Annotated in this window: 21 protein-coding genes and 1 pseudogene; 19 read left to right on the top strand and 3 right to left on the bottom strand. The window is 29.9% G+C overall.

Features of this window, described 5'->3' with window-relative positions:
- Window positions 1-3 precede the first annotated feature (3 nt).
- The 17 genes from ABCP60_RS04780 to ABCP60_RS04700 all read left to right on the top strand — a co-directional run bounded on the left by ABCP60_RS04780 (window position 4) and on the right by ABCP60_RS04700 (window position 19,736).
- Window positions 4-846, top strand: a complete 843-nt coding sequence (locus tag ABCP60_RS04780; RefSeq protein ID WP_092925685.1) for a 3-hydroxybutyryl-CoA dehydrogenase — start codon at window positions 4-6, stop codon at window positions 844-846.
- Window positions 847-906: 60 nt separating this feature from the next.
- On the top strand, window positions 907-2,091 hold the full coding sequence (locus tag ABCP60_RS04775) for an acetyl-CoA C-acetyltransferase (protein ID WP_092925687.1): 1,185 nt from the start codon (window positions 907-909) through the stop codon (window positions 2,089-2,091).
- A 30-nt stretch (window positions 2,092-2,121) separates the two neighbouring features.
- Window positions 2,122-3,246 (top strand): acyl-CoA dehydrogenase, encoded by a 1,125-nt coding sequence (locus ABCP60_RS04770; protein ID WP_092925689.1) that lies wholly within the window; start codon window positions 2,122-2,124, stop codon window positions 3,244-3,246.
- A 22-nt stretch (window positions 3,247-3,268) separates the two neighbouring features.
- Entirely contained in the window at window positions 3,269-4,066 is a 798-nt protein-coding gene (locus ABCP60_RS04765) for an electron transfer flavoprotein subunit beta/FixA family protein (RefSeq protein WP_092925691.1), read from the top strand.
- Between the two features lie 58 nt (window positions 4,067-4,124).
- Window positions 4,125-5,099 (top strand): electron transfer flavoprotein subunit alpha/FixB family protein, encoded by a 975-nt coding sequence (locus tag ABCP60_RS04760; RefSeq protein WP_343101341.1) that lies wholly within the window; start codon window positions 4,125-4,127, stop codon window positions 5,097-5,099.
- Window positions 5,100-5,189: 90 nt separating this feature from the next.
- A complete protein-coding gene (locus ABCP60_RS04755; RefSeq protein ID WP_092925695.1) occupies window positions 5,190-5,570 on the top strand; it encodes a hotdog domain-containing protein in 381 nt (126 codons plus the stop codon).
- Between the two features lie 22 nt (window positions 5,571-5,592).
- Window positions 5,593-6,438, top strand: a complete 846-nt coding sequence (locus ABCP60_RS04750; RefSeq protein WP_343101340.1) for a 3-keto-5-aminohexanoate cleavage protein — start codon at window positions 5,593-5,595, stop codon at window positions 6,436-6,438.
- Between the two features lie 21 nt (window positions 6,439-6,459).
- Entirely contained in the window at window positions 6,460-7,113 is a 654-nt protein-coding gene (gene atoD / locus ABCP60_RS04745; RefSeq protein ID WP_166505473.1) for an acetate CoA-transferase subunit alpha, read from the top strand.
- Window positions 7,114-7,773, top strand: coding sequence for a 3-oxoacid CoA-transferase subunit B (locus tag ABCP60_RS04740; protein WP_092925701.1), 660 nt, complete (start codon window positions 7,114-7,116; stop codon window positions 7,771-7,773). It begins immediately after the preceding gene.
- Window positions 7,774-7,788: 15 nt separating this feature from the next.
- Window positions 7,789-8,820, top strand: a complete 1,032-nt coding sequence (locus ABCP60_RS04735) for a zinc-binding alcohol dehydrogenase family protein (protein WP_092925703.1) — start codon at window positions 7,789-7,791, stop codon at window positions 8,818-8,820.
- A 19-nt stretch (window positions 8,821-8,839) separates the two neighbouring features.
- Entirely contained in the window at window positions 8,840-10,090 is a 1,251-nt protein-coding gene (ablA, locus tag ABCP60_RS04730; protein ID WP_343101339.1) for a lysine 2,3-aminomutase, read from the top strand.
- Window positions 10,091-10,195: 105 nt separating this feature from the next.
- Entirely contained in the window at window positions 10,196-11,215 is a 1,020-nt protein-coding gene (locus tag ABCP60_RS04725) for a hypothetical protein (protein WP_092925707.1), read from the top strand.
- Window positions 11,216-11,377: 162 nt separating this feature from the next.
- On the top strand, window positions 11,378-12,688 hold the full coding sequence (locus ABCP60_RS04720; protein ID WP_240275812.1) for a hypothetical protein: 1,311 nt from the start codon (window positions 11,378-11,380) through the stop codon (window positions 12,686-12,688).
- Between the two features lie 53 nt (window positions 12,689-12,741).
- On the top strand, window positions 12,742-14,319 hold the full coding sequence (locus ABCP60_RS04715; RefSeq protein WP_092925711.1) for a lysine 5,6-aminomutase subunit alpha: 1,578 nt from the start codon (window positions 12,742-12,744) through the stop codon (window positions 14,317-14,319).
- Entirely contained in the window at window positions 14,319-15,104 is a 786-nt protein-coding gene (locus ABCP60_RS04710) for an OAM dimerization domain-containing protein (RefSeq protein ID WP_092925713.1), read from the top strand. The genes ABCP60_RS04715 and ABCP60_RS04710 overlap by 1 nt, the downstream gene beginning before the upstream one ends.
- 323 nt (window positions 15,105-15,427) lie before the next feature.
- Window positions 15,428-16,918, top strand: a complete 1,491-nt coding sequence (locus tag ABCP60_RS04705; protein WP_343101338.1) for a Na+/H+ antiporter NhaC family protein — start codon at window positions 15,428-15,430, stop codon at window positions 16,916-16,918.
- Between the two features lie 379 nt (window positions 16,919-17,297).
- Window positions 17,298-19,736, top strand: coding sequence for a 5'-nucleotidase C-terminal domain-containing protein (locus tag ABCP60_RS04700; protein WP_343101337.1), 2,439 nt, complete (start codon window positions 17,298-17,300; stop codon window positions 19,734-19,736).
- 98 nt (window positions 19,737-19,834) lie between these two features.
- Here ABCP60_RS04700 and ABCP60_RS04695 read toward each other — a convergent pair whose 3' ends face one another.
- The 3 genes from ABCP60_RS04695 to ABCP60_RS04685 all read right to left on the bottom strand — a co-directional run bounded on the left by ABCP60_RS04695 (window position 19,835) and on the right by ABCP60_RS04685 (window position 22,801).
- Entirely contained in the window at window positions 19,835-20,638 is an 804-nt protein-coding gene (locus ABCP60_RS04695) for an ABC transporter permease (protein ID WP_092925719.1), read from the bottom strand.
- On the bottom strand, window positions 20,625-21,377 hold the full coding sequence (locus tag ABCP60_RS04690; protein WP_092925721.1) for an ABC transporter ATP-binding protein: 753 nt from the start codon (window positions 21,375-21,377) through the stop codon (window positions 20,625-20,627). Before ABCP60_RS04690 ends, ABCP60_RS04695 begins: the two co-directional genes overlap by 14 nt.
- Before the next feature lie 281 nt (window positions 21,378-21,658).
- Window positions 21,659-22,801 carry a hypothetical protein gene (locus ABCP60_RS04685; RefSeq protein WP_343101336.1) on the bottom strand — a complete coding sequence of 381 codons (1,143 nt, stop codon included), beginning with the start codon at window positions 22,799-22,801 and terminating at the stop codon, window positions 21,659-21,661.
- Between the two features lie 173 nt (window positions 22,802-22,974).
- On the opposite strand from ABCP60_RS04685, the gene ABCP60_RS04680 reads away from it, so the two are divergent.
- Together ABCP60_RS04680 and ABCP60_RS04675 are read left to right on the top strand one after the other, a co-directional pair.
- Window positions 22,975-23,982, top strand: a complete 1,008-nt coding sequence (locus ABCP60_RS04680; protein ID WP_343101335.1) for a hypothetical protein — start codon at window positions 22,975-22,977, stop codon at window positions 23,980-23,982.
- 158 nt (window positions 23,983-24,140) lie between these two features.
- Window positions 24,141-24,576: pseudogene (locus ABCP60_RS04675) on the top strand (hypothetical protein); the annotation flags it as partial.

The raw sequence follows: 24,576 nt of genomic DNA, 5'->3' as shown, positions 1-24,576 counted from the left end.
ATCATGAAAATAATGGTAATAGGAAGCGGTACTATGGGAAGTGGTATTGCAGAAGTACTTATATCTAATGGACATCAAGTAATACTTAGAGATTTAAACAATGACAGTATAGAAAAAGGGATTAAGTTAATAACAAAAAGTTTAGAAAGAAAAGTAGCAAAAGAGAAGATAAAAGAAGAAGAAAAAAATGAAATACTAAACAGACTTAACTCAACTATAGAATTAGAAGAAGCAAAAGATTGTGATTTAGTAATAGAGGCTATAGTTGAAAATATACAAATCAAAAAACAATTACTTAAAGAACTAGATGAAATATGTAAAGAAGAAACAATATTTGCAACAAATACATCATCATTGTCGATAACAGACCTATCAATAAGTACCAATAGACCTGAAAAAGTAATAGGAATGCACTTTTTTAACCCAGCACCAGTTATGAAATTAATAGAAGTAATAGACGGTATGCTAACATCAAAAGAAACCCACAATACAATATTTGAATTATGTAAACAATTAAATAAAACTCCTGTAAGTGTATCTGAAGCACCAGGATTTGTAGTTAATAGAATTCTAGTACCTATGATAAATGAAGCAATAGGAATATTTGCAGAAGGCATTGCAAGTGCAGAAGATATAGATAATGCAATGAAATTAGGAGCAAATCATCCAATAGGACCATTAGCATTAGGTGATCTTATAGGCCTAGACGTATGTCTAAATATAATGGAAGTACTATATAGTGAATTTGGGGATTCAAAATATAGACCACATCCACTTCTTAAAAAAATGGTTAGGGGTGGCATGTTAGGAAGAAAAGTTAAAAAAGGATTTTATGATTATCAATAATTAATTATAAAATTCTTTAAATAAACAAAAAAAATTTTATATTGTCAAGGGAGGAAGAATATGAGAGAAGTTGTTATAGTATCAGCAGTTAGAACTCCTATAGGATCTTTAGGTGGGGCACTTAAAGATGTAAGTTCTGTAGAATTAGGAAGTATAGCGGCTAAAGAAGCAATAAAAAGAGCTAATATAAATCCTGAAATAATAGATGAGGTGTTAATAGGAAATGTATTAAGTGCAGGCCTTGGACAAAATGTAGCAAGACAAGTTGCTATAAAAGCTAATGTCCCAGTAGAAACTCCAGCACTTGCTATAAATAAAGTTTGTGGTTCTGGCCTTAGAGCAGTTAGTATGGCAGCACAGTTTATAGCTCTTGGAGATTGTGATGTAGTACTTGCTGGTGGATGTGAAAGTATGAGTAATGCACCATATTTATTAAATAGAGGTAGATATGGATATGGACTAGGGGATAATAAAATAGTTGACTCTTTAGTAAATGATGGCTTAACAGATGCCTTTAATAATTACCACATGGGGATAACTGCAGAAAATTTAGCAGAAAAGTTTGGTATAACTAGAGAAGAACAAGATAAATTTGCTCTTTTAAGTCAGGAAAAAGCTAAACAGGCTCAATTAAACAATAGATTTAAGGATGAAATAGTTGAAGTTTTAATACCACAAAGAAAAGGTGATCCTATTGTATTTGATACTGATGAGCATCCAAAGCATAACACTACTATAGAAAGATTATCTAAATTAAGACCAGCATTTAAAAAAGATGGAACTGTTAGTGCAGGAAATGCATCAGGAATAAATGATGGTAGTGCTATGGTTATACTTATGAGTAGAGAAAAGTGTGATGAATTAGGATTAAAACCATTAGCAAGTATAGTTTCTTATGCTTCAGCAGGGGTTGATCCATCTATAATGGGTTATGGTCCAGTTCCATCAACAGAAAAAGCTCTTCAAAAAGCAAACTTAAACCTAGATGATATAGATTTAATAGAAGCAAATGAAGCTTTTGCAGTACAAGCTTTATCAGTATCAAAAGGATTAGACTTTGATATGGAAAAAGTAAATGTAAATGGTGGTGCAATAGCACTTGGGCATCCAGTAGGAGCTAGTGGATGTAGAATATTAGTTTCTTTAATACATGAAATGCAAAAAAGAGAAGATGCTAACCTAGGACTTGCTACACTTTGTATAGGTGGTGGACAAGGTACTAGTTTAATAATAAAAAAATGCTAAAATAGTGTATTCAAAAGAGGGGAGAAATTTATGGAAAAATATGAATTATTAAAACAAATGTATAGAGAGTTTACAGTAAATGAGGTAGCTCCTATAGCTCATGAGATAGATGAAGAAGAAAAATTCCCATATGCAACAGTTGATAAGATGGCTGAATGTGGAATGTTAGGAATACCTTTTCCGAAAGAGTATGGTGGAGAAGGAGGAGATTATTTAGGATACACATTAGCTGTTGAAGAACTTTCAAAAGCTTGTGGAACTACAGGGGTAATATTATCTGCTCATACTTCATTAGGTGCTAATCCAATATATGAATTTGGTACAGAAGAACAAAAGCAAAAGTTTTTAGTACCACTTGCAAAAGGTGAAAAATTAGGTGCTTTTGGTTTAACTGAACCTAATGCAGGTACAGATGCATCAGCTCAACAAACTACTGCAGTTTTAGATGGAGATAATTATATATTAAATGGAACTAAGATATTTATAACTAATGCAGGTCCTGCTGATATATATATAGTTATGGCTATGACTGATAAATCAAAAGGAACTCGTGGAATATCAGCTTTCATAGTTGAAAAAGGAACAGAAGGATTTACAATAGGTAAAAAAGAGAAAAAACTTGGTATAAGAGGTTCTGCAACTTGTGAACTTATATTTGAAAACTGTGTAATACCTAAAGAAAACTTATTAGGTAAAGTTGGACAAGGATTTAAAATAGCTATGAAGACACTAGATGGTGGTCGTATAGGAATAGCTGCACAGGCATTAGGAATTGCACAAGGTGCATTAGATGTTACAGTTGATTATGTAAAAGAAAGAAAGCAATTTGGTAGAAGCTTATCGGCATTTCAAAATACTCAATTTGAACTTGCTAATATGAAAACTAAAATAGAAGCTGCAAGACTTTTAGTATATAAGGCTGCAAGCAAAAAAGATGCAGGTAAACCATATAGTGTAGATGCTGCTATGGCAAAACTTTATGCATCTGAAGTAGCGATGGAAGTTACAACTAAAGCAGTTCAACTTCACGGAGGATACGGATACACTCGTGAATATGATATAGAAAGAATGATGAGAGATGCAAAAATAACTGAAATATACGAAGGAACAAGTGAAGTACAAAGAATGGTTATAAGTGCAGACTTACTTAAATAGCAAATTTTTAGGAGGAAAGAATATGAATATATTAGTTTGTGTAAAGCAAGTACCAGATACAACAGAAGTAAAATTAGATCCTAAAACTGGTACATTAATAAGAGATGGTGTACCAAGTATTATAAACCCTGATGATAAAGCAGGTATAGAAGAAGCAGTAAATTTAAAAGAAAAAATGGGTGCAACAGTTACAGTGTTAACAATGGGACCACCACAAGCTAAAAATGCATTAAAAGAAGCAATAGCAATGGGTGCTGATAAAGCAATACTTCTTACAGATAGAGCTTTTGCAGGAGCTGATACATTAGCTACTTCAAAAACTATAGCAGGAGCTATAAAGAAGTTAGACTATGATTTAATAATAGCAGGAAGACAAGCAATAGATGGAGATACAGCACAAGTTGGACCTCAAATAGCAAATCATCTTGATATACCATCTATAACTTATGTTGAAAAGTTAGAAGTAGAAGGTGAGAATGTAATAGTAAATAGAGCTTTTGAAGATGGATATCAAGTTATAAAGGCTAAAATGCCACTTCTTATAACTACTTTAAAAGAGATGAACACTCCAAGATATATGAGAGTTTCTAGAATATATGATTGTATGAGAGAAGAAAAAATAGAAACTTGGACTTTAAAAGATATAGATGTTTGTTTAGAAGAGATAGGACTAAAAGGTTCTCCAACAAAAGTTAAAAAATCATTTACTAAGGGTGTTAAAGCAAAAGGAATACTTTATGATGTAGATGAAAAAGAAGGAGCATCAATAATAGTAAATGCTCTTAAAGAAAAGTTTATAATAACTGAAGCTAAGGCTTAAAAACTAAACAATTTGACGAAATATTTCTCAAAGAGTAGTGATTATAGGAGGAAAAATAATGAGTGTAATGGTTTTTGTTGAGCAAAGAAGCGGTGAGATCCAAAATGTTTCTTTGGAATTAATAGGAAGAGGTAAAGAGTTAGCAGATAAATTAAATAGTAAAGTAAGTGCAGTTCTTCTTGGATATAATGTTAAAAGTTTAAGTGAAGAGCTTATACAATATGGTGCAGATGAAGTAATTTGTGTAGATGATGAAAACTTAGATGTATATGTTACTAATACATACACTAAAGCACTTTGTGATGTTATAAATAAAAAAGATCCAGAAATAGTTTTAGTAGGAGCAACTACAATAGGTAGAGATTTAGCACCAAGAGTTAGTGCAACTATTGGAACAGGGCTTACAGCAGACTGTACATCACTTGAAATAGATGATGAAACTAGTGGTCTTTTAATGACTAGACCTGCATTTGGTGGGAATATAATGGCGACTATAATATGTCCAAATCATAGACCACAAATGAGCACTGTAAGACCAGGAGTTATGAAAAAGTTAAAAAAAGATACTACAAGAACTGGAAATGTTGAAAATTTTGCAGTAGATTTTAGTGAAAATGGTAAAAATGTAGAAGTATTAGAATATGTAAAAGAAACTATAAAGAAGGCTAACATAGAAGATGCTAATATACTTATATCAGCAGGAAGAGGAATAGGTTCTAAAGAAAATATGGATGCTTTATATGAATTAGCAGACATATTAGGGGCTGAAGTAAGTGCTTCTCGTGCTGTAGTTGATGCAGGATGGGTTGATAAATCTCGTCAAGTAGGACAAACTGGTAAAACTGTAAGACCAGACCTTTACCTTGCTTGTGGTATATCAGGAGCTATACAACATTTAGCTGGAATGGAAGAATCTGAATTTATAGTGGCTATAAATAAAAATAGTGAATCACCTATATTTGAAGTTGCAGATGTTTCTATAGTAGGAGATGTTAATAAAGTTATTAAAAATTTAATACAAGAATTAGCATAATAAATTTAAATTTACTAATTGGTGTAGGTCTAGTAAAAAGGCCTATCCCAGTTATTAAATATACAAACAAACATAAAGGGGGATTTTCACATGAAAGCAATGATAAGAATAAGAATGGGAAGTAATGACGCTCATTATGGTGGAAATTTAGTAGATGGTGCTAAAATGCTTCAATTATTTGGAGATGTAGCTACTGAATTACTAATACAAAATGATGGTGATGAAGGATTATTTAAAGCATATGATAGTGTAGAGTTTTTAGCTCCAGTATATGCTGGTGATTATATAGAAGCAGTTGGTGAAATAGTTAATGTAGGAAATAGCTCAAGAAAGATGGTATTTGAAGCTAGAAAAGTTATAGTACCAAGAACTGATATAAATGAATCAGCAGCAGAAGTTTTAGAAAATCCAATAGTAGTATGTAAAGCTAGTGGAACTTGTGTAGTGCCTAAAGATAAACAAAGATTATAGTTACTTAGGGGGAGACTTTAATATGCAAAAGGTTATAATAACTGCAGCTATATGTGGTGCAGAGGTAACAAAAGAACATAATCAAAATGTTCCATATACTGTTGAAGAAATAGTAAGAGAAGCAAAGTCTGCTTATGATGCTGGAGCAAGTATAATACATCTTCATGTAAGAAAAGATGATGGAACTCCAACACAAGATATAAATAGATTTAAAGAATGTATAGACGCTATAAAGGTTGCTTGCCCTGATGCAATTGTTCAACCTTCAACTGGAGGAGCAGTTGGAATGAGTAATGAAGAAAGAATTCAACCAGTAAATTTATCTCCAGAAATGGCAACTCTAGACTGTGGAACTTGCAACTTTGGTGGAGATGAAATCTTTGTGAACACTGAAAATACTATAAAAGAGTTCGGAAAGAAAATGATAGAATTAAATGTTAAGCCAGAAATAGAAGTATTTGATAAGGGTATGATAGATATGGCTCTTAGACTTAACAAAAAAGGATTTATAAATGATAATATGCACTTTAACTTTGTAATGGGAGTTAATGGAGGTATAAGTGCTACTTATAGAGATTTAATGTTTATGAGAGAAAGTATACCTGAGAATGCTACATTTACAGTAAGTGGAATAGGAAGATCTCAATTTGATATGGTGGCTTTAAGCATATTATTAGGTGGACATATTCGAGTAGGATTTGAAGATAATGTATATATGAAAAAAGGAGTCCTAGCATCATCAAATGGAGAATTAGTTAAAAAAGCTGCAAATATAGTAAAAGAGCTTGGAAGAGAAGTAGCAACACCTAAAGAAGCTCGTGAAATACTAGGTTTGAAAGCAAATATATTAAGCACACAAGAAGCTTAAACAATTTAGGGGGAAGCTAAAATGAGTAAAGTTGTATCTTTAGAAACACTAAAGAATCTTTTTAAAGATGATATGACTATCATGATAGGTGGATTTTTAGGCTGTGGAACAGGGGAAATCCTTATAGATTCACTTATAGAATCTGGTGCTAAAAATTTAACTATAATAGGAAATGATACTTCTTTTGTTGATAAGGGAATTGGAAGGCTGATAGTAAATAATCAAGTTAAAAAGGTTATAGCATCTCATATAGGAACAAATGCGGAAACTGGAAGGTTAATGAATGAAGGTAAACTAGAAGTTGAATTATCTCCACAAGGAACTCTTATAGAAAGAGTAAGAGCAGGTGGATTTGGTCTTGGTGGAATATTAACTCCAACAGGAGTTGGAACTTTAGTTGAAGAAAATAAAGAAAAAATAACGGTAAATGACAAAGAATATTTATTAGAATTACCATTAAGAGCAGATATAGCGCTTGTAAAAGGTAGCCTAGTAGATACATTTGGAAATACAGTTTATAAAGGAACTACTAAAAACTTTAACCCAATGATAGCTATGGCAAGTGACCTAGTAATAGTTGAGGCTGAAGAAGTAGTAGAAGCAGGAAGTTTAGATAAAGAGATGATAATGACTCCAGGTGTAGTAGTAGATTACATAATAAAGGAGGCAAAATAAATGAATCCTAAAGAAATTATAGCTAAAAGAGTGGCTAAAGAATTTGAAAATAATCAATTAGTAAATTTAGGGATAGGACTTCCAACATTAACTGCAAACTACATAGAAGAAGGCATAAATGTAACTTTCCAATCAGAAAATGGAATGGTTGGTATGGGTAAAGTTGCTAATGAAGATGAAGTAGACCCATATATAACTAATGCAGGTGGTCAATTTGTAACTATAAATGAAGAAGGAGCTTTCTTTGATTCATCAATGTCTTTTGGTCTTATAAGAGGAGGACATGTAGATGTAACAGTTCTAGGAGCTTTAGAAGTAGATCAACATGGAAATCTAGCTAACTGGATAGTACCTGGAAAGATGGTTCCAGGTATGGGTGGAGCTATGGATTTAGTAGTTGGAGCTAAAAAGGTTATAGTTGCAATGCTACACACTGTAAAAGGTAAATCTAAGATACTTAAAGAGTGTACTCTTCCATTAACTGCAAAAGGTGTAGTTGATATGATAATAACTGAACTTGCTGTTATGGAAGTAACAAAAGAAGGTTTAGTTGTAAAAGAAATAAGTGAAGATGTAACAATTGAAGAATTAAGAGAAATGACAGATGCAGATTTAATAATATCTGATGATTTAGTATATATGCAAGCACAAACAGTATAATAAGGGGGATTAGTCATGAAAGGATGTAAATACGGAACACACAGAGTTATAGGGGAAAATGTACTTCCACAACCAGCTAAAAAAATAAACAATGATATGAATATTTATGATAATGAAATATTAATAGATGTTCAAGCTTTAAACATAGATTCAGCAAGTTTTACTCAAATAGAAGAAGAGTGTAACCATGATGTAGAAAAAATAAAGTCAAGAATATTAGAAATAGTAGAAGAAAAAGGGAAAATGCAAAATCCAGTTACTGGTTCTGGTGGAATGTTAATAGGGACAATAGAAAAAATAGGATCTGATTTAGTAGGAAAAACAGATTTACAAATAGGAGATAAGATAGCTACGCTTGTATCATTATCATTAACTCCATTAAAAATAGATGAAATAATAGACATAAAAGCAGATATAGATAGAGTTGAAATAAAAGGAAAAGCTATATTATTTGAAAGTGGTATATATGCAAAATTACCAACAGATATGGAAGAAAACCTAGCATTAGCTGCTCTTGATGTTGCTGGTGCTCCGGCTCAAACACAAAAGTTAGTTAAAGAAGGGGATAGTGTTTTAATACTTGGAGCTGCTGGTAAATCTGGAATGCTTTGCTGTTATGAGGCTAAAAAGAAAGCTGGAAAAAATGGTAGAGTAATAGGACTTGTTAGAGATGAAAAACAAAAAGCATTCTTAAAAGAAAATAACCTTGTAGATGAAGTTATAGCTGTAGATGCACAAAATCCTAATGAAGTACTTAAGAATGTATTAGAAGTTAATGAAGGAAAAGAGGTAGATTTAGCTATAAACTGTGTAAATGTTCAAAATACAGAAATGAGTACAATACTACCTGTTAGAGACGGTGGAGTAGTATACTTCTTCTCAATGGCAACAGCATTTACAAAGGCAGCACTTGGAGCTGAGGGTGTAGGTAAAGATGTAGATATGATAATAGGAAATGGATACACTAAAGGTCATGCAGATGTTACAATAGCAGCTTTAAGAGAAAGTGAAACAATAAGAAATATATTCAAAAAATTATATGTATAAAATATAAGGGGTGGAGATTATGGAAAGAAAAATATTTACAGACGTTAGCAATGAATTATGGAATGATTGGACTTGGCAAGTAAAAAATAGAATAACAACAGTTGAAGAATTAAAAAAATATATACCACTTACAGAAAGTGAAGAAGAAGGGGTTAAGGAGTGCCTTAAAACTCTTAGAATGAGTATAACTCCATACTACTTATCATTAATAGATCCAACTAATGCAAATGATCCAATAAGAAAGCAAGCTATACCAGTTGCAAGTGAGCTTAAAGTATCAGATGCTGACTTAGATGATCCACTTCACGAAGATGGAGATTCACCAGTACCAGGGCTTACTCATAGATATCCAGATAGAGCATTACTTTTAATAACAGACCAATGTGCAATGTATTGTAGACACTGTACAAGAAGAAGATTTGCTGGACAAAATGACGGAGCTCAACCCGTTGATAGAATAGATAAGGCTATAGAATATATAAGAAATACTCCAGTTATAAGAGATGTATTATTATCAGGTGGAGATGCACTTTTAATGAGTGACGAGAGATTAGAGTATATCATAAGCAAATTAAGAGAGATACCACATGTTGAAATAATAAGAATAGGAAGTAGAACTCCAGTAGTTATGCCACAAAGAATAACTGATGATTTAGTAAATATGCTTAAGAAATATCATCCAGTATGGTTAAACACTCACTTTAATCATCCAAATGAAATAACTAAAGAATCTATAGAAGCTTGTAAGAAGATGGCAGATGCAGGTATACCTTTAGGAAATCAAAGTGTTTTACTACGTGGGGTAAACGATTGCATGCACGTAATGAAGAAATTAGTTAATGATTTAGTAAAAATAAGAGTTAGACCATACTACATATACCAATGTGATTTATCTAATGGAATAGAGCACTTTAGAACTCCAGTATCTAAAGGTATAGAAATAATAGAAGGATTAAGAGGACATACATCAGGATACTGTGTACCAACATTTGTTGTAGATGCACCAGGTGGTGGAGGTAAAACTCCAGTTATGCCAAATTATGTAATATCTCAAAGTTACGATAAAGTAATACTTAGAAACTTTGAAGGGGTTATAACTACTTATACAGAGCCAACAAACTATAATCATACATGTGAATGTGAAGTTTGTAAAGGTGAAAAAGAAGTTCATAAGGTAGGGGTAGCAGGTCTTTTAAATAATGAAAGAATGGTACTTGAGCCAACTGAATTAGATAGAAAGAAAAGAGAGTTAAGTACTCAATTAGGTTAATAAAAACTAACACTAAAAGATATTATAGGTAATATTACCTATAATATCTTTTAGAAAAATTATTAAAATCTACATCGCTTAGATTAAATTTTTAAGGATATAATTATGGATATATTAAATGAAATTTTAAAATATAAGAGTATGTCTATTATAGGAAATTACAAGAATGTAGGTAAAACTACTACTTTAAATTATATATTAAAAGAATGTATAAATAAAAATATAATACTAGGACTTACATCAATTGGGGTAGATGGAGAAGGTGTAGATGTTGTTACTAAAACTGATAAACCTAGGATATATGTAAATAGAAATACTATAATAGCTACAGCTAATAGTTTGGCTTTAAATAGTGATATAACCAAAGAAATTCTAGAACTTACAAATATAACAACACCACTAGGGAATATAGTTATATTTAGATCCTTAAGCGATGGATATATAGAACTTGCAGGTCCATCTATAAACACTCAAATAAAGTACATATGTGAAAGATTAAATCACTTTGGTGCAGACTTAAGTATAGTTGATGGGGCTTTATCTAGAAAGACATTGGGCTCACCATCTATAACAGATTCTACAATATTTTGTAGTGGAGCTGTAATAAATAAAGATATAAATAAGGCAATAGAAAAAATAATATATGAAGCTAATATACTAAATCTTGATAAATTAAATGATGATAAATTCTATGAAATTTATGAAAATATAAAAGAATATAAGATTAGCTTAGTAAATAAGGATTATTCATACAAATGCCTAAATATAAATACAACTCTAAACTCTTCTAAAGAAATTATAGATAGTGTAGATGAAAATACTAAGTATATAGTTGTAAATGGAATAGTTACTAATAATTTTATAAACAACTTTATAAAAAGTGGTAGTAACTATAAAAATATAACTATATTGGTCAGCGATAGTACAAAGATATTTTTAGATAAGGAAATATTTGATAAGTTTATAAAGCTTAAAGGAAGTATTAAGGTTGTAAATAAAGTTAATCTAATTGGATTAAGTATAAATCCAACATCAATAGAAGGATATAGCTTTGATGATAAATATTTTATAGATAGTATACAAAGTAAAACTAATATAAAAGTATTTAATGTTATGAATGTTTAGAAATTAAGCTTTTATAAACAAGAAGGTGATTATATTAAGTCATTTATAATAAACGAAGTAAATACAATTACACCATATGGAGAGAAAGAAAAAGCTAATATAAAAATATATAAAAAAGAAAATAGTGAAAAATTAATAAAAGAACTTAATTATATAGAGAATATGATTAATAGCTTAAAAGAAAATGACATGGTGTATGATAATATACAATATGAGTTTTGTAAAATTAAAAATATAACAAATACTCTAAATCGGTTAAAACAGAAAAATGCATTAGACGAAATAGAACTGTTTGAAATAAAAAACTTTGCTATAAATACTAATGAAATAATAAAAAATTATTTAAAATTGAATATTAATATAGATTATATAAACTTTAAAAACTTAGATGCAGTTGTAAAGATGTTAGATCCAGATGAATTAAATTTAACTACATTTCAAATATATGGTGCATATAGTAAAAAGTTATTGCATATTAGACAAAATAAGTTAAATATTGAAAAGAAAATATTTAGTGAAACTGATAAAGATAATATAGAAAAATTAAAACAAGAAAGACTAGAGATTGTTGTAAATGAGGAACAAGAAGAGTTAAGAATAAGAAAAGCACTAAGTGAAAAGTTGTATAACTATTTAAATGATATAAATGAAAATATAAAATCTATAGGGAAGTTAGATTTACTTATTGCTAAAGCAAATTTAGCACTTAAGTATAATGCTATAAAACCTAATATAAATAGAGAAAATAAAATTTTCTTTAAAGATCTTATAAATCCGAGTCTTCAGACAATTTTAAGTTCACAAAATAAGGAATATATTCCAATAACCATAGATATAGATAAAAAAATTACTATAATAAGTGGTGCTAATATGGGTGGAAAAAGTGTAAGTATGAAAACTATAGCACTTAATCTATATTTATTCCAATGTGGATTTTATGTATTTGCCAAAGAGGCTAACTTATGTGTATTAGACTTTATATACATAATAAGTGATGATATGCAAGATATAAACAAAGGTCTAAGTACATTTGGAGCAGAGATCCTAAAGTTAAAAGAAATAACAAAACTTATGAAGTTAAGGGATGGATTTATTGCATTAGATGAATTTGCAAGGGGAACCAATCCGATAGAGGGAAGGTTACTACTAAAAGCAATATGTGAATATTTTAAAAAGTACAATTCTATAAGCTTAATATCTACACATCTAGATGATATAAATATAGATGATGTTACTTATTACCAAGTAGTAGGTCTTAAAAATGTAGATTTTGATGGTTTAAAACGTCAAATAGATTTAAAGATTGGAGTAGGTAAAAGTTCAAAAGGTGTACAAATACTTCAAGAATACATGGATTACAGATTAGAGAAAGTAAGTAAAGAAACTAAAGTTCCAAAAGATGCTATAAATATATGTAGATTATTAGGATTAGATAATGAAATAGTAGATATAGCTGATAAGCTAAGTAAATAAAGCTTGTAGATATAGCTGACAAACTAAGTAAATAAAGCTTAAGGGGGATTAATATGAGTAAGTTAAATTTAGATTTTAGTATAGTGGAAAAAGCTCGTGAATCAGCGCGTAATATAGTGTTAGATACACAAGAATTTATAAACAAACACACTACAGTAACAGTTGAAAGAAGTATACTTAGACTATTTGGCGTAGATGGAGTAGATGAATTTGGTGTGCCACTTCCAAACGTAGTTGTAGATAGCATTAAAAACTCAAACAATGGCTCTTTAGGTATGGGGGTTGCTTATTATATAGGTAATGCTATGATAAATACAGGACTTACTCCACAAGAGATAGCACAAAAAGTATCTCAAGGAGAATTAGATCTATGTTCCCTTAAAGAGCATGATGTATTTGATGTTAAGCTTAAAATAAATGAAATAGCTAAACAAAGTGTAGATCAAATAAAGGCAAATAGAAATAAAAGAGAAGAATTCTTAAATGAGTATGGAGATAAAAGTGGACCATACTTATATGTAATAGTAGCTACAGGAAATATATACGAAGATATAACTCAAGCTGTAGCAGCTGCAAAGCAAGGAGCGGATATAATCGCAGTTATAAGAACAACTGGACAAAGTTTACTTGACTATGTTCCATATGGTGCTACGACTGAAGGATTTGGAGGAACTTATGCAACAGGTGAAAACTTCAGATTAATGAGAGAAGCACTTGATGAGGTTGGAGCTGAACTTGGAAGATACATAAGACTTTGCAACTACTGTTCAGGATTATGTATGCCAGAAATAGCAGCACTAGGAGCACAAAATAGATTAGACGTTATGCTAAATGATGCTTTATATGGAATATTATTTAGAGATATAAATATGAAAAGAACAATGATAGACCAATACTTCTCAAGAATAATAAATGGATTTGCCGGAGTCATAATAAACACTGGTGAAGATAACTACTTAACAACAGCAGATGCAGTAGAAGAAGCACATACTGTACTTGCATCTCAATTTATAAATGAGCAATTTGCATTAGTTGCAGGATTACCTGAAGAACAAATGGGACTTGGACATGCATTTGAAATAAGCCCTGATGTTGAAAATGGATTCTTATATGAATTAGCTCAAGCTCAAATGGCTAGAGAAATATTCCCTAAAGCACCTCTTAAGTATATGCCACCAACTAAGTTTATGACTGGTGATATATTTAAAGGTCAAGTACAAGATGCATTATTTAATATGGTAACTATAATGACAGATCAAAAATTACACTTATTAGGAATGCTTACAGAAGCAATTCATACTCCGTTTATATCAGATAGAGCACTTTCAATAGACAATGCTAAGTATATATTTAATACTATGAAAGATCTAGGAAGTGAAATAGAGTTTAAAAAAGATGGAATAATGTGTAATAGAGTTAATGAAGTTTTAAACAATGCATATGAATTAATTTCTCAGATAGAAAAAGATGGATTATTTAAAACATTAGAACAAGGTAAATTTGCAGGTATAAAAAGACCAATAGATGGTGGAAAAGGTCTTGATGGAGTTGTTATGAAAGAAGCTATGTACTTCAATCCATTTGTAGAACTAATGTTAGAAAAAGAGTTAGTGTTAGGGGGGAATTGTTAATGAGCGGACTATATTCTATGGAAAGTAAGGAATATGATAAAAACCTTGATTTAAAAAATTTAAAGCCTTATGGAGATACATTAAACGATGCTAAAGTACAAGTAAGTTTTACATTACCAATAAAAGATGATGAAAAAGGTATAGAAGCTGCAAAACTTACAGCTAAAAATATGGGACTTGGTGATATAAATGTAGCACATCATAAAGCACTTGATAGTGAATTTACTTTCTATGTTGTATATGGAAGTTTAGAAAAAGGTGTAAACTATGAAGATATACATGTAGAAGTAGCACAAGAAGATACTATGGATAAATATGAAATAGAAGACTATATAAAAGAAAATATAAAAAGAGATGTAGTAGTAGTAGGTGCAAGTACAGGAACTGATGCACATACAGTTGGAATAGATGCAATAATGAATATGAAAGGTTATGCAGGAAACTATGGATTAGAAAGATATGAAGGTATAGAAGCTTATAACTTAGGAAGTCAAGTTCCTAATGAAGAGTTTATAAAAAAAGCAGTAGAGCTTAAAGCTGATGTATTATTAGTTTCCCAAACTGTAACTCAAAAAAATGTTCATATAGAAAACTTAACTAATTTAGTAGAATTATTAGAAGCTGAAGGTTTACGTGATAAAGTAGTACTTCTTTGTGGTGGACCAAGAATAAGTCATGAACTTGCAAAAGAATTAGGTTATGATGCAGGATTTGGACCAGGCAAATTTGCACAAGATGTAGGAAGTTTCTTTGTAACTGAGTTAGTAAATAGAAACTTAGTATAATAAAGATCAGAGATTTATAAATCAACCGAGGAAATTGTTATACTACAGCATCTGATGAAAATAATTAAAAATTTATAGAAATATTATATAAAATTAAACAAAAACTGACATAACATAATGACAATTAGAATAAGTATAATGTTTATTTATAGGATGTAACAATATTTTTTTAATAACCAAAATTTAAGTAGTGCTTTATGGTTAAAATCAACAGACTTATGCATTATGACAGTGCATAAGTCTGAAAAGTTACTGGATAGTGTTAGGTTTAACCTAAATTAAATACATTATCAATTATACATTATATCAAGGGGGCTCATTTTATGGGGTTTTGGATTGGACTATTAAAATTTTCACCAGTATTTATGCTGGCAGGTCTAATGATTTCGGGTATGGACTGCTTAATAGCAGCTCCAATAGCTACAATATATGCATTTATTGTAGCATCAATAACAGACAAGCTTAAATTTAATGATTTAGTTGACTGTGCAGTTGACAATGTAAAACATTTAAACTTAGTTTTCTTTATACTAATGCTTGCTTACGCTATGGCAGAAGCATTTATGGCTACAGGGGTTGGGGCTTCAATAGTTAATATAGCACTTTCTCTAGGCGTAACAGGTAGAACTGTTGCAGTTGTTGCATTTATAGTTACTGGTATACTTTCAGTGGCTACTGGAACTTCATGGGGAACTTTTGCTGCATGTGCTCCAATATTTTTATGGTTAAACCATATGGTTGGTGGTAGTATATTATTAACAACTGCATCTATAGCTGGGGGAGCTTGTTTTGGAGACAATATAGGGCTTATATCAGATACAACAGTTGTAAGTTCTGGTATGCAAGGTGTTGAAGTAATAGATAGAATTAAATCTCAAGGGCCATGGTCTATAGTATGTTTAATAATATCTATAGTACTTATATATGGACTAAGTATGTCTATGGGATTACCAACAGATGCTGCAAATGCTGCATTAGCAATAGATCAAATACCAGCACAAGTAATGACTGATTTAGAAGTTGCAAGACCATCAGCAGTAGAGCTTTTAAATCAAGTAAAAACAGGAGTACCATATTATATGGCAATACCATTATTACTTGTTTTAGGAGTAGCTATTAAAGGTTTACCTACATTAGCGTGTTTATCTGTTGGTATAGTATCATCATTTATATTTGGAATTTTTGCAGGAACTGTAGATTCTTTAAAAGGCTTTTTAGATTTAATGATGAGTGGATTTGCAGATGCAGGTTCTTGGGTTATAGTAATGATGATGTGGGTTGGAGCGTTCGGTGGAATAATGTCTAAGATGAAAGCTTTCGAACCATTATCAAATTTAGTTATGTTCCTTGCTAGAAATGTAAAACAATTAATGTTTATGAATGGTTTATTATGCTTAGTAGGAAATGCTGCACTTGCAGATGAAATGGCACAAATTGTTACAGTAGGTCCTATAACTAAAGAATTAGTTGAAAATAATGTGGAGGGTAGTGAAGAAGATTTATACCAACTACGTTTAAGAAATGCTACTTTCTCTAGTTCTCTAGGGGTATTTGGTTCTCAATTAATACCATGGCATGTTTATATAGGGTTCTATTTAGGAATATTAACAGCTGTGTATCCACTTCATCAATTCGTAGCATTTGATATAATAAAATACAATGTTATGGCATACGTTACAGTTGGATCTATACTTATATTAACATTAACTGGACTTGATAAATTTATTCCTAAGTTTGGTTTACCAAGTGAGCCAAATATTAGACTAAAGAAGAAGCAAAAAAAAGAGTCAGAAAAAGTAACAGTATATTCATAAGTTAAATATATGAAAATAAAAAAATACCCATTAGGTTATATAACCTAGTGGGTATTTTTTATTTTCATTTGTTAATGTAAAGATAAAAAGTGCACTATATAAAAGAAATTATGCATAAAAAACAAAATATTAGCAAATTTAGGTGAAAAATGTTTACTAAATATTAAAAATGTTATACTATATAATTAAATATTATACAAATGATTTGAATATTAAATTATTTAAAATATGTAAAAAAGGGTAAAAGTAGTTAAAGCTTATGGTAATTAAAATAAAAATTTAATATAAGTTTACCTTATATAATTAAGTTTTATTATAAACTATTAAAATATTTATATAGTTTATATAATATATAATCATATATCTTGGGGAGGATAAAATGAGTAAAAAACTAAATTTAAGAAAAGTGACATCATTAGCATTAGTACTAGGATTATCAATACCAATGTTATATCCATCAGAAGTAAGGGCATTAGAAGAAAATAAAAAAATAACAATACTTCATACTAATGACATACATGGTAGATTTGTTAAAAATGATAAGACAATAGGAGTAGATGTATTATCAAGTATAAAAAAACAAACTCCAAATTCATTGTTATTAGATGCAGGAGATACAATCCATGGTTTACCATTTGTAACATTAAATAAAGGTCAAGATGCAGTTGATTTAATGAATGCAGCAGGATATGATTTTATGACACCAGGAAATCATGACTTTAACTATGGTTATGAGAGATTATTAGAACTTGTTAAAAAACTTGAATTAACAAATGGACAACAAAAGATGAGGGTTTTATCATCAAACGTAACTAAAGATGGTAAAAGTGTATTTACACCAAATGCTATAAAAGAAGTAAATGGAGTTAAAGTAGGTATATTTGGACTATCATCTCCAGAAACTGCATACAAAACAAATCCTAATAATGTTAAGGGATTAAAATTTGAAGATCCAGTTCAAATGGCAAAAAAACAAGTTGAGGAGCTGGAAAAAAATGGTGCAGAAGTAATAGTAGGGCTTGCACATGTTGGAATAGATGAATCTAGCGATCCGACAACTATAGACATAGCAAATGAAGTAAAAGGTATAGATGTTATAGTAGATGGACATAGCCATTCAAATTTACCAAATGGTAAAAAAGTAAAGGATACTTTAATAGTTAGTACTGGAGAATATATGCAGAATATAGGGAAAGTAGAGTTAGAGGTATCTAGTGTAAATGGAAAGTATGAAGTTGTTAATGCAAATGCAAGTCATATTACTAAAGAACAAGCAAGTAAGATATCTTCAGATAGTGTTGTTGAAAATAAAATAAAAGAAATAGAAGAAGCTCAAGACAAGATATTGTCTGTAAATGTAGGAAATTCAGATGTTCATTTAGAGGGAAGAAGAGAGAATGTTAGAACTAAAGAAACTAACTTAGGAAACCTTATAACAGATGCGATGATTTTAGAAACTAATGCAGATGTAGCTATAACTAATGGTGGAGGAATAAGAGATAGTATAAATATAGGAGATATAACTAAAGGAGAAGTAATAAAAGTTCTTCCTTTTGGAAACTACATAGTAACAAAAGAATTAACTGGAGCTCAAATAAAAAAAGTATTAGAACACGGAGTTAAAGACTATGGAACACCAGCAGGTTCATTTACACATATAGGTGGAATGAAAATAGTGGTAGATCCTAGAAATGAAGTAGGAAATAAAGTAGTAGATATAACTATAAACAATAAAAAAATAGATATGAATAAAAAATATACAGTAGCCACTAATGATTTTATGGCAGTTGGTGGAGATGATTATCCATGTTTTAACGATGAGCCAATAATAAATGAATACAGTGGATTAGATGAAGCTTTAATAAAATACATAGAAAAAACGGGGACTGTTTCACCTAAAGTTGAAGGTAGAATAACATCAGTAATAGAAAAATTAGTTGGAGATAATAGATACCATACTGCGGCTAAAATAAGCTTAAGTGGATTTGAAAAAGCAGATAATGTTGTATTAGTAAATCCAAATGCTATGGCAGATGCGCTTAGTGCAACTCCATTTGCTAAATTTAAAGATGCACCAGTATTACTAACAGAAAGTTCTAAGTTAAGCAACGAAACTAAAGCTGAGATACAAAGGTTAGGTGCTAAAAATGTATACATAGTAGGTGGAAATAGTGTTGTTAATGAAAATGTTGTAAATGAACTTAAAGCTATGAATTTAATTACTGAAAGAATAAGTGGAAAAGATAGATATGAAACTTCATTAAAAGTAGCTAAAAAACTAGGTGATGTAAGTGAAGTAGCAGTAGTAAATGGAGTAAGAGGGCTTAGTGATGCAGTAAGTATAGCACCCGTTGCAGCAAATAAAAATATGCCAATATTATTAGCGTCTGATGCTAATGGAAGTAAAATATTTGATGAATTTATAAAAGATGAAAAAATAACAAAATCTTATGTAATAGGAAAAGAAGCATCTATTTCAGAAGAAATAGCTAAAACACTTCCAAATTCACAAAGAATAGGTGGAATAAACAGAGATGAAACTAATGCTATGATAATAGATACATTCTATAAAGATATAGAAATAAAAAATTTATTTGTAGCTAAGAATGGAATAAATAGAGAACAAGATTTAGTAGATGCATTAGCATTAGGGGTTGTTGCATCTAAAGAAAATTCTCCTATATTAATAGGTAGGGATAAGCTAAATGATAAACAAAAAGGAGTATTAGGAAATAAAACTATAAAATCTCTAACTCAAGTTGGAGGAAATGGAAATGAAGGTATAGTTAAAGAAGTTTCTAATATGATAAAAAGATAAAAATATGATTTAAACAATTTTATATTAAAATATAAAGACACCTCAGTTTCGTTTGAAACGGAGGTGTTTTTGAAGTAAATATATTTAAACATAATTATTTATCTTCTAGAATTATAAAACTTTTCTATAAGATTTAAAATAGCATACATAATCCAAGCGCAAAATGCAAGTACAAATACTCCCATCATAACCAAATCTAACTTAAATACCTGGCTTCCATAAACTATTAAATAACCAATACCAGCTCTTGATACTAAAAACTCACCAACTATAACACCTACCCAAGCCATACCTATATTTATCTTAGTAAGATTTATTAAATTACCAATATTAGAAGGAATTATAAGCTTAAATAATATTTGTGATTTAGTAGCACCAAAACTTCTTAACATTTTAATTTTTTCTTCATCAACATTTATAAAATAGTTATAAGCAGAAAGTATAGTAACAACAACAGATATAGTAACAGCAGTAACTACAATACCTTCAATACCAGCACCTGCCCAAACTATAATAATAGGAGCTAGAGCTGTTTTAGGAAGAGCATTTAATATAACTAAAAATGGGTCTAAAATTTTTGATAATTTTTCAGACCACCAAAGTGCTATTGCAACTAATATTCCAAGCACTGTACCTATAATTAAACCAAGTAGAGTTTCATATACTGATATTCCAACATGAGTTAGAAGTTGGCCATTTTGAACATAGCTTATAAAAAGCGAGTATATATCACTAGGTTTGCTAAATAAGAATGTATTTATTATATTTAGATTAGCAAGTACTTCCCAAAGAATTAAAAATCCTGCAAATATTAATATCTGATATAAAAGAATTTTAGTTTTTTCTTTTTTAACGTTTTTTAGATAATTTTTATATCCATCTGAATCTTTACTTAATCTCATCACTATCTAGCTCCTTCCATAGTATGTCAAAGTATTTTTGAAAATCAGGAACTTTTCTGGTTTGAAGAGGTGTTAAATCTTCATTTTGTCTTAAGTCTATGTTATATACATTTTTAACAGTTGCAGGGCGTTTAGATAGTGCTACTACTTTGTCTGACATGGATATTGCTTCACTTATATCATGAGTTACTAATATAGCAGACTTATTCTCATTTTTAATTATTTTATAAACATCATCACTAACTAAAATCCTTGTTTGGTAATCAAGGGCTGAAAAAGGTTCATCTAAAAGTAATATATCTGGATTTACAGATAGAGTACGAATAAGAGACACCCTTTGCCTCATTCCTCCTGAAAGTTCTTTTGGATACATATATCTATATTCCCAAAGACCATAAGTTTTTAATAAATTTTCAATACGAGATATATTTTTATCAGTTTTTATATTTTGGATTTCAAGTCCAATTGTTATATTATCGATTATATTTCTCCATTCAAGTAAATGGTCCTTTTGAAACATATATCCTATATTTCCATTTATATTAATATCCCCGCTAGTAGGTTTTAAAAGTTTTGTTAATATATTTAGTATAGTTGATTTTCCAGAACCACTAGGTCCAAGTAGCGTTAGGATTTGTCCTTCGTTTAGGGAGAAACTTATATCTTTTAGAACTTCTAGTTCTCCGTCTTTTGTGTAAAAGGTTTGACACAGGTCGCTAACTTTTACAATTTCATTCATGTAATTCACCCCTAAAGTAGATTTTTGGTATATATTATATTATTAAAGTATGAGAGGATTTGTACCTATTTTAAAATATTTATAGTTTATATAAGTATAAATATTTTAAAATAGGATGACTAATAAAATATATATAAGATATAATTAGTAAATTAGTGAGTATAGCAAAGAAAAAGAAACAGTTTTATGGCTTCTTAGTATATATAGTTTAATAGATAATAAAAAGATAGCATGGAAATTATCACGCTATCTTTTTATTATCTACTAATAGTTTTTATTAATTAATCTTCAATCTCGTCATAAGTATCAGAAGATCCACACTTACATGGTTTTGAATCATGACAACCGTGATGATTATCACAACAACTATTATCACCAGGTTGTGAAATATCGCAATCACATTCTATATCAAGAGTTCCTTTTACACCTATTACATCTTTTATTATAGTATATACAGTTTCTTTAGGGCTAAAACATAATACTATATCAGCTTTAAATTTATATTTATTAGGTCCAGATTTAAGATTTACTAATTCACTAGAACTAGATTCAGAGTTTTCTGATTCACCAGAATCAGACTCAGAGTTTTCTAAACTAGAAGAACCATATATAGGGCATAATTCACTAGCTCTAGTAACACAATCTACCTTAAATTTACCATCGAATTTTTTGTAAATTAAAGAATCTCTTTCAAAAGGAACACATAGGTTACCGTAGAAATAAGGAGATGGAAGTCCTAAACCTGTTTCTTTAAGATTATTAAGCTTTATACAATCGCTTAACTTTGTAATTCCAGGGATTTCAAACACACCTAAAAACTCTTTATCTGGACAATCTTTTAAGTTGGCTTTTACTATTACCTTAAAATCACATACGTAATATTCTACATCATTATGATATATCTTTATCTTAATTCCTTCTGATTCATCATCACAGCCTTTAGTATTACAAATATCATCTATACAATAGTGCTTTTGAAATTTTTCCTTTGATATATATTCATTATATAAATTTTTACGTGAACCACCATAATCTTTACAAGAGCAAATAGGTCCGCTAATAGGTTTAAAACATAAATCTTCATCGTCTAAACATTCTTTAAGGATAGCATCAGGTGAATTTGGATTTTCGCTATAATTATTTCTTAAACCTAAGCATTTATATTTAACACCTACTACTTCTTTTATACATACTTTTTCACCAACTAAACCATAAGGCAGAGGTGTTACTACTTTAAATGTGGCATTTCTTAAAATTGTTGACAGTGTTGCACTTTTTAAAATTGCACAGCTAAATATTCTATTAGTTAATATTGGGTAGCATAATGTATGCTTACAATCCCATTTTAAACCATTACAGCATCCATCAGAACAATAATCTGATGGTACAAATTTTTTTGTTGTCAAACCTCTAAAGTCATCCATCTATAAATATCCTCCCAATTATATTAATTTATAAAAAGATTTTAATCTTCTTACCCATATGATATGAGATAAAAGGGGAATTGTTACAGCTTGTATCTAAATAAAATATTTTTTTACAAGGTATAAATATTATCTATATGAATATATTGTAGTATTATTAAGGAGGGGGTAGGATGACATTTATACAAAATACTGAAATACTAATAAGAAAATCAGATAAGTGTATATCAAAGATATTTTTTAATAATGGAATCAATATAGTGAATTTTGATTCAAATTTCGAGTTAATATCTTCAAATAAGGTAATTGATAATATAAAAGGAAATACAGATATATGGTTTGATATAGATGAACAAGATAATATATATGGAATATATGATGATACTCAAGGAAGCTTAATTAAAATAGACATAAATGATAATAAAATAAATAAATCTAGTATTATTAGTTATAATAATTCTAAATATACAATAAGTTTTCCATATATAAGTAAGATAGGTAAAGATATTCATATCATATATTATTTAAAGGATAATAAAAGCAAATTATACAAATTAGTTCATAATATAAAGAGAGATAAAGAAGATATAATGTCAATTATAGATATAGTAGGATATGAAGATATAAATAATTTTATTGCAATATGTGATAATACCAATATAAATGTATTTTACTTTAAAATAGTAAAAGGATATGAAGAGGTATTTATGTGTACCTTAAATAATGAAAATTCAATTTGGTATAGCCCAATACAGATAACTAATTCAAACAAAGAAAAGATCCATTTATCAGTTACAAAAGGAACAAACAATACGTACCATATAGCCTATTCAGAAAACAATTCTAGTAAATACCAACCAATCTATAAAAGAGTCGATTTAAATAAAGAAGGCATATCGATAAGTGACAGTGTATATGTAAATAAATCCTCAGCTTGTAATATCCCTCATATAATAGAACATAAAAATATTTTACATATGCAATGGATAGAATATGGAAATTTAAATATAAGTAAATCTTCTGATTTTGGTAAATCATGGGGCACACCTATTATAGATGATGATAGCATAGAGTATCCATTTATAAGATATTACTATAAATCAAATTGTGAGGCAGATAAAGAATATAAGGTATCAAATGTATATGGCTGCAGAAACTATATAAATATACTTGGAATATAAAAGGAATTAATGTATTTAGAATATAAAAAATAAGTATAAATATAAAATATTAATACTTGTTTTAGTAATATTTTAAGAATTTAAGATTATATTTATAGCATATAAATTATAGTGGTAGAAAGATATTATAATTAAGAGTAGGCAAGGGGGAGAGCGTGTTGGATAAATATAAAAGATATGCTTCAAAATCAAAATCATCTAAAAATGATATAGAATGCGATAACTCCAAAGTTATAGAGCGTACGTATGATAAATATAAAAGAGAAACAGTAGGAAGGGGAGCGAAAGGAGAACAAGGTCCTCAAGGTAAGATGGGACCACAGGGACCAAGAGGAGAAAAAGGAGAGCAAGGGCTTCAAGGTAAGATAGGACCACAGGGACCAAGAGGAGAAAAAGGGGAGCAAGGACCTGAAGGTAAGATAGGGCCACAGGGACCAAGAGGAGAGAAAGGAGAGCAAGGAGCTGAAGGTAAGATAGGACCACAGGGACCAAGAGGAGAAAAAGGGGAGCAAGGAGCTGAAGGTAAGATAGGACCACAGGGACCAAGAGGAGAAAAAGGGGAGCAAGGACCTGAAGGGAAGGTAGGACCACAGG

The organism is Romboutsia sp. MSSM.1001216sp_RTP31141st1_G3_RTP31141_220114 (genome assembly GCF_039031195.1).
GTDB lineage: Bacteria > Bacillota > Clostridia > Peptostreptococcales > Peptostreptococcaceae > Romboutsia_C > Romboutsia_C hominis.
This window is presented reverse-complemented; position numbering and strand designations above follow the sequence as displayed.